The sequence below is a fragment of the Geodermatophilus pulveris genome (assembly GCF_900188375.1).
Classification (GTDB): Bacteria; Actinomycetota; Actinomycetes; order Mycobacteriales; family Geodermatophilaceae; genus Geodermatophilus; species Geodermatophilus pulveris.
In genome coordinates this window covers 116572-132888 of the sequence record NZ_FZOO01000012.1, presented here as the reverse complement: position 1 = coordinate 132888, position 16317 = coordinate 116572, and the positions used below count along the sequence as shown (strand labels likewise).

Sequence of the window (16317 nt, the reverse complement as noted above, 5' to 3'; positions counted from 1 at the left end):
TACTGCCCCGGAGACGGGGTGGGAGAGTAGGACGCCGCCGGACGACCATTCCCGTGCAGGGCCCTCACCACCCGGTGAGGGCCCTGCACGCATTCGTACAGCAGGTCGCGGCTGAGCCGGCGCAGCACCGCTGCTCCACGCCGCCGCTACCGCCCGGGCTCCACCGACGTCCGGAGGTCCGCGCGTGCACCCCTCCCAGCACGAGCAGGAGCGGCTGCTGCCCTCCTACGCCGCGGAGCTGGCCCGCCGGCGCCGGGCGCGGGGCCTGCGGCTGGACCTGCCCGAGGCGACGGCGATCGTCACCGACCAGGTCCTCGAGGGGGCGCGGGACGGCGTGCCGGTGGCCGAGCCCACGCAGTCCGGCCGCACCGTCCTCACCCGGGACGACGTCGTCGACGGCGTCCCCGGCCTGTGGTCGCCGCCCGCGCGCACCACCGGGCGGAGCTGACCGCGGCCCTGGCCCCCGGCGCCGTCCTCACCGCCACCGAGCAGGTGCTGCGGGGCCGCGCCGGGGAGCAGCCCGGCCGCTGGACCGGCACGACCCGCGTGGTCGTCGGCGGCCGGCCGCTGCTGCACACCAGCGTCGGGCTGGGGCCCGGCGCGCCGGCCTGGCTGCCGCCGGTGGTGCCGCGCGCCTACGGCTCGACCGTTCACGTCGGGCAGGCTGCGGGGGTGCCGACCGCCGACGACGCCGTCCGGCTGCCCCTGGGGGGCGGGTGGGTGGCCACCGCCTGGGGCGCCGAGCTGCACTCCGTGGTGCGTGCGGTGGAGGCGGTCGTGTGAGCCTCGTCGTCCGGGCCCGGCGGGTGGTGCTCCCCGACGGCGAGCGCGCGGCCACCGTGCACACCGCGGACGGCCGGGTCGCCGCCGTGACCGCCTTCGCCGACGCACCCGCCGGGGTGGTCACCCTCGCCGACGACGAGGTGCTGCTGCCCGGCCTGGTGGACAGCCACGTGCACGTCAACGAGCCGGGGCGCACCGAGTGGGAGGGGTTCGCGTCGGCGACCGCGGCGGCCGCGGCCGGCGGCGTCACCACGGTCGTGGACATGCCGCTGAACTCCGTGCCGCCGACCACGACCGTCGAGGCGCTGCGCGTGAAGCAGCGGGCCGCCGAGGAGCAGGTCGCCGTCGACGTCGCGTTCTGGGGCGGCGCGGTCCCGGGCGACCTCGACCAGCTGCGGCCGCTGCACGAGGCCGGCGTCGTCGGCTTCAAGTGCTTCCTGCTCGACTCCGGCGTCCCGGAGTTCCCGCCGCTGGACGACGCAGGACTGCGCGCGGCGCTGGCCGAGCTCGCGGCCCTCGACGCGCTGCTCGTCGCGCACGCCGAGGACGCCGACGTCGTCGCCGCCGCGCCCCCGCCGGCCGGCGCCAGCTACGCCGCCTTCCTCGCCTCCCGGCCGCCGGCGGCGGAGGAGACGGCGATCGGCCGGCTGGTCGCCGCGGCCCGGGACACCGGCGCGCGGGTGCACGTGGTCCACCTCGCCGACGCCGGCGCGCTGCCGCTGCTGCGGGAGGCGCGGGCCGCCGGCGTGCGGGTCACCGTGGAGACCTGCCCGCATTACCTCACCTTCGCCGCGGAGCAGGTGCCCGACGGGGACACCGCGTACAAGTGCTGCCCGCCGATCCGGGCCGCCGGGCACCGGGAGGCGCTGTGGGCGGCGCTGGTCGACGGCCACGGCGGCCGGCCTGTGATCGACATGGTGGTGAGCGACCACTCGCCGTGCACCCCCGAGCTCAAGCGGCTCGACGTCGGCGACTTCGGGCTGGCCTGGGGCGGCATCGCCTCGCTGCAGGTGGCGCTGCCGGCCGTGTGGACCGGCGCGCGGGCCCGGGGCGTCCCGCTGGCCCGGGTGGTGCAGTGGATGTCCGCGGCGCCGGCGCGGCTGGCCGGCCTCCCGGGCAAGGGCGCGATCGCGGTCGGCAAGGACGCCGACCTGGTGGCCTTCGCCCCGGAGGAGCGCCGGCGCGTCGGCGCGCTGCGGCACCGCCACCCGGTGACGCCCTACGCGGGGCGGGAGCTGACCGGCGTGGTCCGCCGCACGTGGCTGCGCGGTGTGGAGGTCGACGGCACCCCCCGCGGCCGGCTGCTCAGCCGCGGAGGCCGGTGACCACCGGGCCGCCCGCCCACCGCGTGCCACAGTGACCCGCGACGCCCACCAGCCGAGGAGCCCGATGAGCGACCCGACACGCCTGCCCGACCTGGCCAGCCGAGCGCTGGGCGGGGCGGTGGTCGCGGCGAACGACGAGTCCTTCGCGGCCAAGGAGAACCTCGTGCTGCCGCACCCGGCGCAGGCGCTCCCCGGCTTCGGCCACCGCGGCAAGGAGTACGACGGCTGGGAGACCCGGCGCCGGCGCACCCCGGGCTCGGACTGGGCGATCGTCCGGCTCGGCGTCCCGGGCGTGGTCGCCGCGGTCGTCGTCGACACCGCGCACTTCACCGGCAACCACCCGCCGCGGGCCTCCGTGGAGTGCGCCGCCGTCGAGGGCCACCCCGCCGTCGCCGAGCTGGAGCGCGCCGACTGGCAGCCGCTGCTGCCCCCGTCCGACCTCGCGCCCGACACCGCCAACACCTTCGCCGTCGACCCGGGCCGGCGGGTCACCCACGTGCGGCTGACGATCGTCCCCGACGGTGGGGTGGCGCGGCTGCGGGTGCACGGCACCGCCGTCCCCGACCCCCGCCTGGTCGACGCCGGCCCGCTGGACCTCGCGGCGCTGGAGCACGGCGCCCTGGTCACCGGGGTGAGCGACGACTTCTACGGCCGCCCGGTGCAGCTGGTCGCGCCGGGCCTGGCCCGCTCCATGGGCGAGGGCTGGGAGACCCGCCGGCGGCGCGACGACGGCAACGACTGGGTGCAGGTGTCCCTGGCCTGCGAGGGCGTGGTCACCCTCGCCGAGCTGGACACCTCCTACTTCCTCGGCAACGCGCCCGGGTCGGCGTCGCTGACCGGGCACGGCCCGGACGGCGAGGTCGTCGTCCTGCCGCGGACCCGGCTGCAGCCGGACACCCGGCACCGCTTCGTCCTCGACGGCGGGCCGGCGGTGGACCGGGTGCGGCTGGACGTCTTCCCCGACGGCGGCATGGCCCGGCTGCGGCTGTGGGGCCGGCCGACCGCCGCCGGCCGCGAGGCGCTGGGACGCCGCTGGTTCGACGCGCTGCCCGACGTCCAGGCGCTGGAGGTGCTGCAGGAGGCGGGGGTGGCGCCGGCCGAGGCGGGCCGGCTGGTCGGCGCCCGCCCGCTGCCCGCCCGGCTGCCGGACGGGTGGCCGGCCGCGGCGGCGCGGCTGGTCCTCGGGCGGTGAGCGGGGCGGACCGGCACGGCGGCCGCCGGCTCGCCGTTCCCGTCCTGGTCCTCGGGCTCACCGCGTGCGGCGCGTCGGTGGCGCAGGAGGAGCTGGAGGGCCGGGTGGCCGCCGCGCTGCAGGCCCGGTCCGGCGTCGCCGCCGCGGTGTCCTGCCCCGGCGACCTCGACGCCGAGGTGGGCGCGAGCACCGGGTGCACGGCCACCGACCCGGGCACGGGACAGGAGACCGTGTGGCGGGTCGTCGTCACCTCGGTCGCCGACGGGCGCGTGCAGTTCGACCTGGCGCGGGCCGACCGGCCCGCCGTTCCGCCGCCGTGACCCGAGGTGGGCAGGATGCCGCCCGTGGAGAGACCCGCTGACCTGCTGGTGCACGACGCCGAGCTGCTGGCCACCGTCGACGACACCCGCCGCGAGATCGCCGGCGGCTGGGTGGCGGTCACCGGCGGGGTGGTGACCGGCGTCGGCGGCCCCGGCGACCCCGCCCCGGCGGCGGCCCGGCGGCTGGACGCCCGCGGCTGCCTGGTCACCCCGGGGCTGGTCAACGCCCACCACCACCTGTACCAGAACCTCACCCGCGCCTACGCTCCCGCGCTGACCGGCGGCCTGTTCGAGTGGCTGGTCACGCTCTACCCGCTGTGGGCCCGCCTGGACGAGGAGGCCGCCTCCGTCAGCGCGTACGTCGGGCTCACCGAGCTGGCGCTGTCCGGCTGCACCACCTCCACCGACCACCTGTACGTGCACCCGCGCGGCGGCGGCGACCTGATCGGCGCGCAGGTGGCGGCGGCCCGCGAGCTCGGCGTCCGGTTCCACCCCACCCGCGGCTCCATGTCGCTGTCGGTGGAGGACGGCGGCCTGCCCCCGGTCTCCGTCGTCCAGGACGACGACGAGATCCTGGCCGACTCCCAGCGGCTGGTGGCCGCGCACCACGACCGCTCGCCGCACGCGATGACCCGCATCGCCCTGGCCCCGTGCTCGCCGTTCAGCGTCTCCCCGGACCTCATGCGCCGCACCGCCGAGCTGGCCGAGGACCTCGACGTCCGGCTGCACACCCACCTCGCCGAGACGCGGGACGAGGACGCCTTCTGCCTGGCCACCTTCGGCCGCCGCCCGGTCGACCACCTCGCCGACGTGGGCTGGCTGACCGACCGGGTGTGGCTGGCGCACGTGGTGTGGCCGGACGCCGCCGAGGTGGCGCGGCTCGGCGCGGCGCGGGTCGGGGCGGCGCACTGCCCGTCGTCCAACATGGTCCTCGGCAGCGGCCTGGCACCGGTCGCGGAGCTGCGCGCCGCGGGGGTGCCGGTCGGGCTGGGCGTGGACGGGTCGTCGTCGGCGGACTCCGCGTCGCTGTGGCTGGAGGCCCGGACGGCGATGCTGCAGGGCAAGCTGCGGCACGGCGCCGCCGCGATGTCGGCCCGGGACGCGCTGGAGATGGCCACCCGCGGGGGAGCGGCCTGCCTGGGGCGCGCCGGGGAGGTCGGCGAGCTGTCGGTGGGCGCGTGCGGGGACCTCGCCGTGTGGTCGCTGGAGGGCGCGGCGTTCGCCGGTGCGCTGTCCGACCCGGTGGAGGCCTGGCTGCGGTGCGGCCCGGTCGCGGCGCGGCACACCGTCGTCGCCGGGCGGTCCGTCGTGGCGGACGGCGTCCCCGTGCACCCCGGCCTGGACGAGCAGCTCGCCGTCCACCGCCAGGTCTCCGCACGGATCCAGGCCACCGCCTGAGGTGGCCCCGTCCAGAGGCTCGCCGCGAGCTCGCGAGCGGTGAGGAGGACGGGGTCCTTCTTCAGAGGGCGGCGGCGAGGGCCTCCAGGTCCTCGACGGTCGCGTCCAGGTGCGGGGAGACCCGCAGCACCGGCCCGGTCATCTCCCCCGGCGCCCGCTGCGGCCCGATCGCCGTGGTGACGATGCCCTGCTCGCCGAGCAGCCGCGCCCGGGTGGCGACGACGTCGGTGCCGTCGGGCGGGCGCAGCGTCGTGGTGGCGGTCGGCTCCCCGCGGGGCTCCACCACCCGCCAGCCGGCCGCGCCGTCGAGCACCTCGCGGGCGGCCCGGCCGAGCCCGGCCAGCCGCTCCCGCACCCGGTCCGGCCCCGCGGCGAGGTGCTCCCCGACGGCCAGCACCAGCCCCACCCGGCCGGCCACGTGCGCCTCCCCGGACTCCAGCGCCCGCAGCGGCGGGACGTCGTCCGGCGGGGCCAGCAGCGGGGTGAGCGCGGCGGCCACCGGCGGGCGGACGCACAGCACCCCGACCCCACGCGGCCCGGCCAGCCACTTGCGGGAGGTGGAGTAGACGACGTCGGCGCCCAGGTCGGTGTCGACGTGCCCCAGCGACTGGGCGGCGTCGAGCACCAGCGGCACCCCGGCCGCCCGGCACAGCTCCGCGACCGGACCGGCGGGCTGGACGACGCCGCGGTGGCTGGCCACGTGCGTCAGGTGCACCACCGACGGCGGGTCGGCGGCGAGCAGCCGGGCGACGCCGTCCAGGTCGGCGCGCCCCAGGTCGTCGACCGGGAGCCGCTCGACGGTCAGCCCCGCGGCGCGCAGCTGGGCGTCGTTGGGCGCGTACTCACCGGGCAGGCAGGCCACCCGCGACCCGGCCGGCAGCCGCCAGGCGGCGAGCAGCGCGGCCAGCGCGGCCTGCGCGGACTCGACGAAGACCACGTCGGCCGCGGCCATGCCGACCAGCCCGCCGACCACCGACCGGCCCTGCTGCAGGAGGTCCCCGGCGGTCGCCTCGGCCACGTACCCGCCGAGCTCGGCCTCGTGCCGCGCGTGGTGGGCGACGGCCTCGAGGACCCGCGAGCTCTGCCGGCTGCAGGCGGCGCTGTCCAGGTGCCGGCCGGCGGGGCGGGGCCGGGCCGCGCGCCACGCGGCGCCGAGGGTCTCGTGGGCGAGGGCGGGGCCGGGCGCGGTCACCGACCCACGCTAGGGGAGGTCCCCGGCGGCTCCCCCCATGGGGCGACGGCGCTCAGGTCGTGCCCAACGCATCTCGATGGGGAGGCCGACCCGCGCCTGAGCCGGCCCTCCTCGCCCGTCAGCTCTCCAGGGTGCCCCGCGCGATCGACTGGCCCGAGTGCCCGGGGTCGCCGTCCAGCGGCTCGACGGAGACGTCGACGATGGGGAACTCCCCGACGTCCACGCCGGGCGGCAGGGTGAGCTCCACCTCGCGCCCGCCCCGGACGACCCCGAGGGAGACCAGGTCCTCGACGGCCTCGTCGAGCAGCCAGACCTCGTAGAAGCCACCCCGCGGGTCGGCCGCCGCGAGGTCGACCTGCAGCACCCGGGTGCCGTCGGAGCGCTCGACCACGCGGGCCTCGCCGGTGGCGCCGCTGTCGGCCAGCGGGGTCAGCGCGGCGGCGGCCACGGCCACCCCCTCGTCGGAGCCGGTGCCCAGGGCCACCGCCCCGGCGCCGATGCCGGCGCCCACGACCAGGGACGCGGCGGTGGCCAGCAGCAACCGGGAGCGGCCGGTCCGCAGCGGGACGACCGGTGCGGACGCCGGCTCGCGCTCGGGATCGGGCTCCGGTCCGGCCTGCGGGCGGACGGCGGCCAGCGGCGGGGGCGGGGGAGCCACCGGCGCGGCGGCGAGGACCTCGGGCCGCGGCGCGGTGCGCACCCCGGTGCCGGCGGCGATCGCGGCCCACACCGACGGCGGCGGGGCGACGGCGGCGGAGGGCGCGGCCAGCTCCGGGACGGCGAGCGCGTCGACACCGCGGCGCAGCGACGCCACCTCGTCCCGGCAGGGCGCGCAGGCGTCCAGGTGCGCGGCGTCGGCGTCCGGCAGCGGCTCACGCAGGGCCGCCAGGGCCAGCTGCTCAGGCGTGCAGTGCTGCACCGTCCACCTCCAAGCGTGTCCTCAGGCGTTCGAGCGTGCGCCGGATGTGGGATTTCACGGTGCCCAGCGGCAGGCCGGTGCGGGCCGCGATCTGGGTGTGCGTGAGGTCCTCGAAGAACGCCAGCTCGATGATGCCCCGCTGCGGCTGGCCGAGCTGCTCGAGTTCGGCGAGCAGCAGCACCCGGTCGGCGACGGCGGTGTCGACCTGCGGGCCGGTGCTCTCCGGCGCCGTGCGGGCCTCGGTGATGGCGGCCTCGGCGGCGCGGCGCTGCCGGTCGCGGCGGGCCCAGGTGTCGGCGATCTTGTGCCGGCACACGCCGACCAGCCAGGCCGGCAGCGGGGCCTGCTCCGGGCGGTAGCCGGCGCGGCCGGTCCAGGCGGAGACGAACACCTGCTGGGTGACGTCCTCGGCGTCCGGGCCGGGTCCGAAGGCGCGCACCGCCATGCCGTGCACCTGCCCGGCGAAGCGCTCGTAGGCCCAGGCCAGTGCCTGCTCGTCCCCGGCCGCGAACCGGCGTCCCACCTCGGCGTCGTCCGGCTCGGGGGAGTACCCCGGCGTCGGATCGGCGTCGGTGCTCACGGAGCCGACCCTAACGCGGACCGGACGGCGTTCCAGGAGCTCGGTCACGGCACCGGCTCCGCGATGACGACCACGTTGGACTCGTAGCTGCCGTACTCGGGGAGGAACTCCCCGCCGCAGGTGACGACGACCAGCCGGGGTGCCCCCTCGCGCGCGAAGAGCCGGTCCAGGGGCAGGGCCTGCTTGACGACCTCCTCGCGGGACGCCACCCGCCAGCGGGTCGCGGTGCCCGCGGCGTCGGTCACCTCGACCTCGGTGCCGACGTCCGCCGTGCGCAGCGGCGCGAGCTCGCCCAGCCCCTGCTCGCGGTCGTCGACGTGCCCGGCGACCACCGCTGAGCCGGCGTCCCCCGGCACCGGGCCGAACCGGTACCAGCCCACCCGGTCCACGTCGTCGGGGATGGCCATCTGACCGTCGTCCCGGACGCCGACCGGGTCCACCGGCGCGTCGATGCCCAGACCGGGCACCCGCAGCCGCGCCGGGGCCGGTGCGGCGGCGGCCACGGTGGGCGCCGCGTCCCGGACGGTCACGGGGGGCAGGGGACCCGGGCCCGCCGGTGCCGTCGTCGGTCCGGACGACACCGGCCGGCCCGGCTCGGCGAGCACCTGCTCGATTGGTGCGCCCGCCGCCGCCGGCTCCCGGGTCAGCTGCCAGGCGGCCGGCACACCGACCGCGACAGCCACACCCAGGGCCGCGACGGCAGCGGCGGGACGCATCACCCGTTCCTCGGTGCCGGTGCGGTCAGGCCCGCGAGCCGGCGAGCCGGCGGACACCCACGCCGGCGGCCACCAGGCCGGCCAGCGACACCGCGACCACCGGCAGCGGCAGGCCGCCGTCGTCGACCAGGCCGGCCGAGCCGCCGGGGACGCCGGACGGCGCGGAGTGCGACCCGGAGATCGACTGGACGGCCAGCTCGTACCCGGCGTCCTGCGAGCCCCACGCGTAGACGATCGTGGTGGTGCCCTCCTCCAGCGCCAGGTCGGCCGGGCCGATCGCGACGGTGTCGGTGCCGGCGAGGACCACGTCGGCGCTCACGGTGCCGGCGGGCACGGTCAGGGACTCCTCGTCCGGGTTGGTCAGCCCGTCGATGACGACCTGGCCGCCGGCGCGCACGTCCACGGCGGGCGCCGCGGCGGTGTGCCGGACGGTCACCCGGGCCTGGCCGGCGGCGACCTCGGAGGTGTCGTTGACGAACGGGGTCAGCGCGGGCTGGCCCTCCGCGGTCAGGTGGGCGGCGACGGTGGCGTTGGCGCCCGCCGGCACGGCCACCCCGTCGGCGGACAGCAGCGGGTCGCCGGAGTCGTCGGCCGCGTCGGCCGGGTAGACGGCCAGGTCGTAGTCGCCGGCCGGGAGCTCCAGCGGGTCGGTGAGGGTGCCCGGCTCGAAGTCGTCGATCAGCCGCTCGCCGTTGGCGTACACGTCGACGGGGGTGTCCGGGATGGCGTGCAGCACGGAGACCGTCGCGGTGTGGCTGTCCGCGAGCGCCGGCGAGGCGCCGAGGACGACGAGGGTGCCGGTCGCGCCGGCGGCGAGGGCGAAGGCGGTGCGGGAGCGGGACATCGGTGTTCCTTTCCTGCGGGATCTTCCTGACACCCCCCCTTCCGCAGCCCGGACCGCCCCGGATGCAGCCCTCCCGTCACCCGCCCGGGTGACCTGCGCCCGCCGGGACGGACAGCGAGACGCCGAAGTCGCCGTCGGGGTCGGTCCACCAGCGCGTCATCCGCAGCCCGGCGGCGGCCAGCTCGGCCTCCACCCGCTCCCGGCGGAACTTCGCCGACACCTCGGTGCGCATCTCCTCGCCGGCGGCGAACCGGACCTCGAGGTCGAGGGCGGGCACGTGCACCACCTGGTCGGTGCGGGAGCGCAGCCGCATCTCGATCCACTCCCGCTCGGCGTCCCACACGGCGACGTGCTCGAAGGCGTCGGGGTCGAGGTCGGCGCCCAGCTCCCGGTCGAGCACGCGCAGCACGTTGCGGTTGAACTCCGCGGTCACCCCGGCGGCGTCGTCGTAGGCGCGCACCAGCCGGGCGGGGTCCTTGACCAGGTCGGTGCCCAGCAGGAGGGAGTCCACCGGCTGCAGGGTGCCGGCGAGGTCGGCGAGGAACGCCGCGCGGTCCCCGGGCTCCAGGTTGCCGATGGTGGAGCCGAGGAAGGCCACCAGGCGCCGCCCGGAGCGGGGCAGCTCGCCCAGGTGCCGGGTGAAGTCGCCGACGACCGCCTCGACCGCGACCCCGGGGTACTCGGCGGTGATGGCCTCGCCGGCCGCCTGCAGCACGGTCGGGTCGACGTCGCACGGCACGAACCGGCGCAGCGTCCCGGCGTCGCGCAGCGCGTCCAGCAGCAGCCGGGTCTTCTCCGACGTGCCGCTGCCCAGCTCGACCAGCACGTCGGCGCCGGACGCGGCGGCGATCGCCGGCGCGTGCTCGGCCAGCACGGCCCGCTCGGCGCGGGTCGGGTAGTACTCCGGCAGCCGGGTGATCTCGTCGAACAGCTCGCTGCCCCGCTCGTCGTAGAACCAGCGGGGCGGCAGCGACTTGGGCGTGGCGGTCAGCCCGGCGAGCGCGTCGGCGCGCAGCGCCCGATCGGCGTCCTCGTCGGCGAGGTGGTTGGTGAGCGAGATCGACACGGGTCTCCAGAGCTGGTCAGGTCAGGGGGGTGGTGGTCAGGCCGTCGGGGGTGGCCTCGACCAGGTGCCGGTCGGGGACGTCGGTCCACCGCGGGTCGTCGTCCCACGGCTCGCTGGCCAGCGCGATGCCGTCGGCGGTGACCAGGGCGGACAGCGTGTCGCCCCAGGTGGTGGCCAGCAGGCGGGTGCCGTCGGCGGCCAGCAGGTTGAGCCGGGCGGCCGGGTCGGCGGCGGCCACCTCGCACACCGTGTCGCCGAGGGCGTCCAGCCCCCGCGCGAACACCAGGGCGGCCAGCAGCGCGCTGTCGACGGTGGACTCCCCGCCGCGCACCGGCGGCAGCACCGCCCGGTCGACCCGGCCGTTGTGCGACAGCAGCCAGCGGCCGTCGGTGAACGGCGCGGTCGCGCTCTCCTCCACCGGCATGCCCGCGCTGGCCGAGCGGACGGCGGCCAGCACGCACCCGGAGGAGACCACCGGCGCGACCGAGGCGAACGACGCGTCGCCCCACAGCGGCCGCGCCGAGCGCCAGCGCGCCGGCCCGGGCCGGCCCGGGGTGAAGAAGCCCACGCCCCAGCCGTCGGCGTTCACCGTGCCGTACCGCTGCCGGCGCGGCGCCCACGACTGCACGAGCAGCGAGGACGGCGGCTCCAGCACCAGCTCGGCCAGCGTGCGCGGCCGGCCCAGCCAGCCGAGGTGGCGGCACATCAGGCGTCCCAGGCCAGCCGGATGCCGCTGAACACCTGCCGGCGGACCGGGTGGTCCCAGTTGCGGAAGCTCGGCCGCAGGATGGACGGGTCGACCGCCCACGAGCCGCCGCGCAGCACGCGGTGGTCGCCGCCGAAGAACGGCGCGGAGTAGTCGGCGTAGAGCATCGGCCGGAACCCCGGCCACGGCGTGAACGCCGAGGAGGTCCACTCCCAGACGTCGCCCATCAGCTGCTCGACGCCGTACGCCGAGGCGCCCGCGGGGTAGGCGCCGACCGGCGCCGGGCGCAGCGCGTCGCCGCCGAGGTTGGCCAGCGCGGGCGACGGCTCGGCCGAGCCCCAGGGGAAGCGGCGCCGGCGGCCGGCGGCCGGGTCCCAGACGGCGGCCTTCTCCCACTCGGCCTCGGTGGGCAGCCGGGCCCCGGCCCACGCGGCGTACGCCTCGGCCTCGAACCACGTGACGTGCTGGACCGGCTCGTCGGGCGGGACGGCCTCGACGACGCCGAAGCGGGTGCGGGTGCCGTCCGGGCCCCAGTACTGCGGCCGCTCCAGCCCGGCCTCCACCCGGTGCGCCCAGCCGCGCGCGCACCACCAGCGCCGGTCGGCGTACCCGCCGTCGGCGACGAACGCGGCGTACTCGGCGTTGGTCACCGGCACCCGGCCGATGCGGAACGCCGGCACGTCGACGGGGTGGGCGGGCCGCTCGTTGTCCAGCGAGAACGGCTCGTCGGCGGCGTCCACCCCCAGCGCGAACTCCCCGCCGGGCACCGGTACCGACGTGCCGGCCACCCCGGGCCGGCCGGGCGGCAGCGGCGTCCCGGCGCCGAACAGCGGCGGGCCGGTGCGCACGGCCAGAGCCTGCAGCATCGTCTCGTCGTGCTGCTGCTCGTGGCTGACCACCATCGCCACGTCGAACGGGTCGCCGTCGTCGTCCCGGCCCAGGCGGCCCAGCCGGTCCAGCACCCGGCCGCGCACCTCCGCGCAGTACGACCGCGCCTCCACCGGGGGCAGCAGCGGCAGCCGGGCGCGCACCGCCCGCGGGTGGGTGAACGCGTCGTAGAGCGCCTCGACGTCGGCCGGCAGCAGGCCCTCGCGGCGGGGGTCGCCGCGGCGCAGCAGCCAGAGGTCCTCCTGCTGGCCGATGTGCGCGAGGTCCCAGACCAGCGGGCTGAGCAGCGGGCTGTGCTGGCGCAGCAGCTCGGGCTCGTCGTGGTCGGTGAGCAGCAGGGTGCGCTGACGGGCGGTCTCCAGGTCGCGCGCCAGCTTCTCGGTCAGGTCCGTCATCGGGAGTTCCCCGTCACTGAGAGGAGGGCGGCGGCGGCGCCACCGGCCCGGGCGGTGTCGAGCAGGGCGTCGCCGGGGCAGCGGCCCCGGTCGACGAGGTCGGCGAGGGCGGCCACCTCCGGCCGCACGGCGGCGGGGACGGCGTCGGCCGCGGCGGTCAGGCAGTCGCGGGCGGCGGCGTGCAGTGCCGGGTCGGCGAGGCCGGCGCGGGCGGCGCGGTCCCAGGCACCGGCGACCGGCGCGGTGGCGGCGGCGGCGTGCCCGGCCGCGACCGGGTCGTCGAGCAGCGCCGCCGTCACCGCGGCGAGCGCCGGCCACCACGGCTCGGGCGCGGCGTCCAGGTAGCGGATCTCCAGGTAGCCGCGCGGGCGCACCGGGGGGAACAGCGTGGTCAGGTGGTAGTCCAGGTCAGCGGTCGTGGGGCGGCGCCCGCCGAGGGGGGCGGCGCCGCTGACCCAGTCGGCGAACCGCACCCGGGTGCGCACCGGCGTCGCACCGGCACCCTCCCGCACCAGCATCACCGGTGCGGCGAGCGCGTACTCCGCCCACTCGCCGGCCGGGTCGTCGCCGCCGAGCAGCGGCCCGCAGCGGGCCTGGTCGAGGTCGCCCCACACCCGCTGGCGATGGGACACCCAGCCGGTCGGCCGGCCGTCCGCCAGCGGCGAGCAGGCCGCGACGGCGACCAGCGTGGGCCCCAGCTGGTGGGCCAGCGCGACCCGCTCGCCCCAACCCGCCCGCGGGCCGGCGTCCAGGTTCACCTGCAGCGCCGCGGTGCCGGTCATCATCGCCGTCCCGGCCCGGGCGCAGCCGACGGCGGCGAAGTGCGCCTCCATCGCGGCGTAGCGGGCGGCCGGGCAGACCCGCGCCGGGGGCCGCAGCGGGTCGGCACCGACCGGGGCGAGGGCCAGCCGCTCGGCGGCCAGGGCCGCGGCGAGGACGGTGCGGTCGGCGCGCAGCGCGGCCACCGCGGCCGCGGCGTCCGGGTACGGCGGGGTGGAGAGCTCCACCTGGCCGCCGGGCTCCAGGGTGACCCGGCTGCCGCCGGGCAGCGCCGGCAGCGCCGCCACCAGCCCGCTCACCCGCGCCCACGGGACCCGGGAGGCGGGCGCGTCCAGGTCGACCAGGTGCGCCTCGAGCTCCAGGCCCACCCGGCCGGCCGGGCCCTCGCGCAGCGCCGCGGCGGTGACGTGGGCGACGGCGGCGTCCAGCTCCAGGGCAGCCGTGCGCTCCTCGGTGACCGGGGCCACGAGCCCCACCCCCTCCAGGTCCGGACCGGTCGACGTCGACCGCGGGTCGGTGCGGGGGCGGCTCGCCTGAGCAGCCGTCCTCGGTCCCCATCCTGCACGCGACCGGGGCGGGTGCCCACCCCCCGGCATCTCTGTGGGGTCCGGGCGAGGATCGTTGCGTGGACGGCGACCGGGACAGGGACCCCGCCGGCCGGGCGCGCAACGCCCGGCCCCGCGATGCGCTGGGACGGCCGCTGCCGCGCGGCGCCGCGGGGGAGGAGCGGGCGCCGGAGGGCGTGCCCCGGACGCCGGGGGAGGCGCTGACCGAGGCGCAGCGGCTGCTCGACGCCGGCCGCCCGTTCCACGCCCACGAGGTGCTCGAGGACGCCTGGAAGTCCGCCCCCGAGGCCGAGCGGCGGCTGTGGCGCGGGCTGGCGCAGCTGGCCGTCGGGCTGACCCACGTGGCGCGGGGCAACGACCGCGGCGGCGCCCGGCTGCTCGAGCGGGGCGTGGGCAACGTCGAGGGGTACGCGGCCGACCCGCCGCACGGCGTCGACGTCGCCGGCCTGGCCGCCTGGGCGCGGCGGCTGGCCGCCGCGCCGCCCGGGGACCGCGGCCCCGCGGCCCTCGCGCCCCGGCTGCGGCCCGGGCATGGTGGTACCCGACACCGACCTGACGACGGTCCGGTGGCCGGGTGAGGGGGGCGACGTGAGGAGCTTCGAGGCGGCGACGCGGATCGACGCGGGCCCCGAGCAGGTCTGGGCACTGCTCGTCGACGTCGGCAGCTGGCGGGACTGGGACTCCGGCGTCGACCGCGTGGAGGGCCGGGTGGCGCTGGGCGAGCGGCTGACGCTCTACGCCACGATGATCCGCAGCCGCCCGTTCCGGGTGGTGGTCACCGAGCTGCGCCCGCGCGAGGTGATGCGCTGGCGCGGCGGGCTGCCGCTGGGGCTGGCGGTCATCGAGCGCACCTACTCCCTCGCCGGCCAGGACGACGGCGGCACGCTGCTCACCGTCCGCGAGGACCACACCGGCCCGCTGGCCGGGCTGCTCGGGCGCTCCACGCCGGACCTCAACCCCTCGTTCCGGCACTTCTGCGCCGGGCTCAAGGCCCGCGCCGAGGGACGCACCTCCCGCCCCACCCGCTGAGGCCCGCCGTGACCGCTGTGACCGGAACTACTGCCCGGCGGCCGGTGGTGCGACGATGGGCGGCGCCATGAGCACTGACACCGCAGCAGCCGCGCCCAGCACCGACGACACGTCCCTCGGCGAGCCGGCGACCCCGCCGCCGCCGCGCGGGCTGGTCACGTCGGCGTCGTACTCGATCACCGTCCGGCTCACCGCCGACGGCGACCCCGCCTCGATCGGCCGGATCGCCACCGCGGTCGGGTCGGCCGGCGGCGCCGTGACCGCGATCGACGTCGTGGACTCCCGCTCCGACGGGCTGACCGTCGACGTCACCTGCTCGGCCGCCGACGCCGCGCACTCCGAGGAGGTCGTCGCCGCGCTGCGCGCCGTCGAGGGCGTCGCGGTGCGCAAGGTCAGCGACCGCACCTTCCTGCTGCACCTCGGGGGCAAGCTGGAGGTCGCCTCGCGGGTGCCGCTGAAGACCCGCGACGACCTGTCGATGGCCTACACCCCCGGGGTCGCGCGGGTCTGCCTGGCGCTGGCCGACAACCCCGACGACGTCCGCCGGCTGACCATCAAGGGCAACACCGTCGCCGTGGTCACCGACGGGTCCGCGGTGCTCGGCCTCGGCGACATCGGGCCGGGCGCCTCGATGCCGGTCATGGAGGGCAAGGCCGCGCTGTTCAAGCGGTTCGCCGACATCGACGCCTGGCCGATCGCCCTGGACACCCAGGACGTCGACGAGATCGTCCGCACCGTCGAGCTGATCGCCCCCGGCTTCGGCGGCATCAACCTCGAGGACATCGCCGCGCCGCGCTGCTTCGAGATCGAGGCCCGGCTGCGCGAGAAGCTGGACATCCCGGTCTTCCACGACGACCAGCACGGGACGGCGATCGTCGTGCTCGCCGCGCTGCGCAACGCGCTGCGCGTCGTCGACAAGCGGCTGGAGGACGTGCGGATCGTGGTGGCCGGCGGCGGCGCGGCCGGCACGGCGATCGTGCACCTGATGCTGCAGGCCGGCGCCCGGCACGTCCTGGTGTGGGACCGCGAGGGCATCCTCTCCCCGGACGACGAGCGGCTCAGCCCGGCCAAGCGGGACCTCGCGCAGCGCACCAACCCCGAGGGCCGCCGCGGCGAGCTGCCCGACGCCCTGGTCGGCGCCGACGTGTTCGTCGGCGTCAGCGCGGCCAACGTGCTCCCGGTCGCGGCGCTGGCCGGCATGAACGACCGGGCGGTCGTCTTCCCGATGGCCAACCCCACCCCGGACGTCGACCCGGTGGGCGCCCGGCAGCACGCCGCCGTCGTCGCCTCCGGCCGCTCCGACCTGCCCAACCAGATCAACAACGTGCTCGCCTTCCCCGGCGTCTTCCGCGGGCTGCTGGACGCGCGGGCCCGGGAGATCAGCGACGGCATGCTCCTGGCCGCCGCCGACGCGATCGCCGGCGTGGTCACCGACGACCAGCTCAACGCCAACTACATCATCCCGAGCGTCTTCGACCCGGCCGTCACGCCGGCCGTCGCCGCGGCGGTGGCCGACCAGGCGCGCCAGGAGCCGGGCGCGACCGCCCCGGTGGGCACCGACGAGGACCTCACCGCCTGACGCCCCGACCCGCCGGTCCGCGCGCGTGGCGCCGGGGGG

At 78.1% G+C, this 16317-nt stretch carries 18 protein-coding genes; 9 read left to right on the top strand and 9 right to left on the bottom strand.

All coding sequences use genetic code 11. The annotated features are described in order from the left end of the window. Positions 1–184: 184 nt before the first annotated feature. The 6 genes from CHB98_RS19780 to CHB98_RS19755 all read left to right on the top strand — a co-directional run bounded on the left by CHB98_RS19780 (position 185) and on the right by CHB98_RS19755 (position 5018). Positions 185–448: an urease subunit gamma gene (locus CHB98_RS19780; protein ID WP_089307308.1), complete on the top strand. Its 264-nt coding sequence runs from the start codon at positions 185–187 to the stop codon at positions 446–448. Next, positions 412–783, top strand: coding sequence for an urease accessory UreD/UreH family protein (locus CHB98_RS19775; protein WP_143425142.1), 372 nt, complete (start codon positions 412–414; stop codon positions 781–783). Before CHB98_RS19780 ends, CHB98_RS19775 begins: the two co-directional genes overlap by 37 nt. Further along, positions 780–2108 carry an allantoinase AllB gene (allB, locus tag CHB98_RS19770; RefSeq protein WP_089307307.1) on the top strand — a complete coding sequence of 443 codons (1329 nt, stop codon included), beginning with the start codon at positions 780–782 and terminating at the stop codon, positions 2106–2108. The genes CHB98_RS19775 and allB overlap by 4 nt, the downstream gene beginning before the upstream one ends. Positions 2109–2172: 64 nt before the next feature. Then, positions 2173–3300 (top strand): allantoicase, encoded by a 1128-nt coding sequence (alc, locus tag CHB98_RS19765; RefSeq protein WP_089307306.1) that lies wholly within the window; start codon positions 2173–2175, stop codon positions 3298–3300. After that, positions 3297–3620, top strand: coding sequence for a DUF4333 domain-containing protein (locus tag CHB98_RS19760; RefSeq protein ID WP_179224711.1), 324 nt, complete (start codon positions 3297–3299; stop codon positions 3618–3620). Before alc ends, CHB98_RS19760 begins: the two co-directional genes overlap by 4 nt. A gap of 24 nt (positions 3621–3644) precedes the next feature. Next, positions 3645–5018 carry an 8-oxoguanine deaminase gene (locus tag CHB98_RS19755; protein ID WP_218822436.1) on the top strand — a complete coding sequence of 458 codons (1374 nt, stop codon included), beginning with the start codon at positions 3645–3647 and terminating at the stop codon, positions 5016–5018. 61 nt (positions 5019–5079) lie between these two features. On the opposite strand, the gene egtE is transcribed toward CHB98_RS19755, so the two are convergent. From egtE to egtA, 9 genes are all read right to left on the bottom strand, one after another. Further along, the gene (egtE, locus tag CHB98_RS19750) at positions 5080–6210 is read right to left on the bottom strand and encodes an ergothioneine biosynthesis PLP-dependent enzyme EgtE (protein ID WP_089307303.1); all 1131 of its coding nucleotides are present in this window, start codon (positions 6208–6210) and stop codon (positions 5080–5082) included. A 118-nt stretch (positions 6211–6328) separates the two neighbouring features. Continuing rightward, on the bottom strand, positions 6329–7129 hold the full coding sequence (locus CHB98_RS19745) for an anti-sigma factor (protein ID WP_089307302.1): 801 nt from the start codon (positions 7127–7129) through the stop codon (positions 6329–6331). Further along, the gene (locus tag CHB98_RS19740) at positions 7110–7709 is read right to left on the bottom strand and encodes an RNA polymerase sigma factor (protein WP_245821453.1); all 600 of its coding nucleotides are present in this window, start codon (positions 7707–7709) and stop codon (positions 7110–7112) included. The genes CHB98_RS19745 and CHB98_RS19740 overlap by 20 nt, the downstream gene beginning before the upstream one ends. 44 nt (positions 7710–7753) lie before the next feature. After that, positions 7754–8239: a class F sortase gene (locus tag CHB98_RS19735; protein ID WP_245821451.1), complete on the bottom strand. Its 486-nt coding sequence runs from the start codon at positions 8237–8239 to the stop codon at positions 7754–7756. 211 nt (positions 8240–8450) lie between these two features. Further along, positions 8451–9269 (bottom strand): DUF4397 domain-containing protein, encoded by an 819-nt coding sequence (locus CHB98_RS19730; protein WP_089307300.1) that lies wholly within the window; start codon positions 9267–9269, stop codon positions 8451–8453. A 76-nt stretch (positions 9270–9345) separates the two neighbouring features. Then, on the bottom strand, positions 9346–10335 hold the full coding sequence (gene egtD, locus CHB98_RS19725) for an L-histidine N(alpha)-methyltransferase (RefSeq protein WP_089307299.1): 990 nt from the start codon (positions 10333–10335) through the stop codon (positions 9346–9348). 16 nt (positions 10336–10351) lie between these two features. Further along, entirely contained in the window at positions 10352–11041 is a 690-nt protein-coding gene (gene egtC / locus CHB98_RS19720; RefSeq protein WP_089307298.1) for an ergothioneine biosynthesis protein EgtC, read from the bottom strand. Then, on the bottom strand, positions 11041–12324 hold the full coding sequence (egtB, locus tag CHB98_RS19715) for an ergothioneine biosynthesis protein EgtB (RefSeq protein ID WP_089307297.1): 1284 nt from the start codon (positions 12322–12324) through the stop codon (positions 11041–11043). Before egtB ends, egtC begins: the two co-directional genes overlap by 1 nt. Further along, complete coding sequence (egtA, locus tag CHB98_RS19710; protein WP_089307328.1) at positions 12321–13571, bottom strand: ergothioneine biosynthesis glutamate--cysteine ligase EgtA; 1251 nt, start codon at positions 13569–13571, stop codon at positions 12321–12323. The genes egtB and egtA overlap by 4 nt, the downstream gene beginning before the upstream one ends. Before the next feature lie 158 nt (positions 13572–13729). Between egtA and CHB98_RS19705 the strand changes: the two genes are divergently transcribed. The 3 genes from CHB98_RS19705 (at position 13730) to CHB98_RS19695 (ending at position 16278) form a co-directional block, all read left to right on the top strand. Beyond that, on the top strand, positions 13730–14248 hold the full coding sequence (locus tag CHB98_RS19705) for a DUF309 domain-containing protein (RefSeq protein WP_089307296.1): 519 nt from the start codon (positions 13730–13732) through the stop codon (positions 14246–14248). Positions 14249–14258: 10 nt separating this feature from the next. Further along, positions 14259–14699 carry an SRPBCC domain-containing protein gene (locus CHB98_RS19700; protein WP_179224709.1) on the top strand — a complete coding sequence of 147 codons (441 nt, stop codon included), beginning with the start codon at positions 14259–14261 and terminating at the stop codon, positions 14697–14699. A 67-nt stretch (positions 14700–14766) separates the two neighbouring features. Further along, a complete protein-coding gene (locus CHB98_RS19695) occupies positions 14767–16278 on the top strand; it encodes an NAD-dependent malic enzyme (protein ID WP_089307327.1) in 1512 nt (503 codons plus the stop codon). Positions 16279–16317 lie beyond the last annotated feature (39 nt).

What these genes read in the sequence shown, in the direction of transcription:
- egtB (WP_089307297.1), bottom strand. Translation starts at nt 12,324, where the DNA reads ATGACGGACCTGACCGAGAAGCTGGCGCGCGACCTGGAGACCGCCCGT.
- CHB98_RS19695 (WP_089307327.1), top strand. Translation starts at nt 14,767, where the DNA reads ATGAGCACTGACACCGCAGCAGCCGCGCCCAGCACCGACGACACGTCC.
- CHB98_RS19730 (WP_089307300.1), bottom strand. Translation starts at nt 9,269, where the DNA reads ATGTCCCGCTCCCGCACCGCCTTCGCCCTCGCCGCCGGCGCGACCGGC.
- alc (WP_089307306.1), top strand. Translation starts at nt 2,173, where the DNA reads ATGAGCGACCCGACACGCCTGCCCGACCTGGCCAGCCGAGCGCTGGGC.
- egtC (WP_089307298.1), bottom strand. Translation starts at nt 11,041, where the DNA reads ATGTGCCGCCACCTCGGCTGGCTGGGCCGGCCGCGCACGCTGGCCGAG.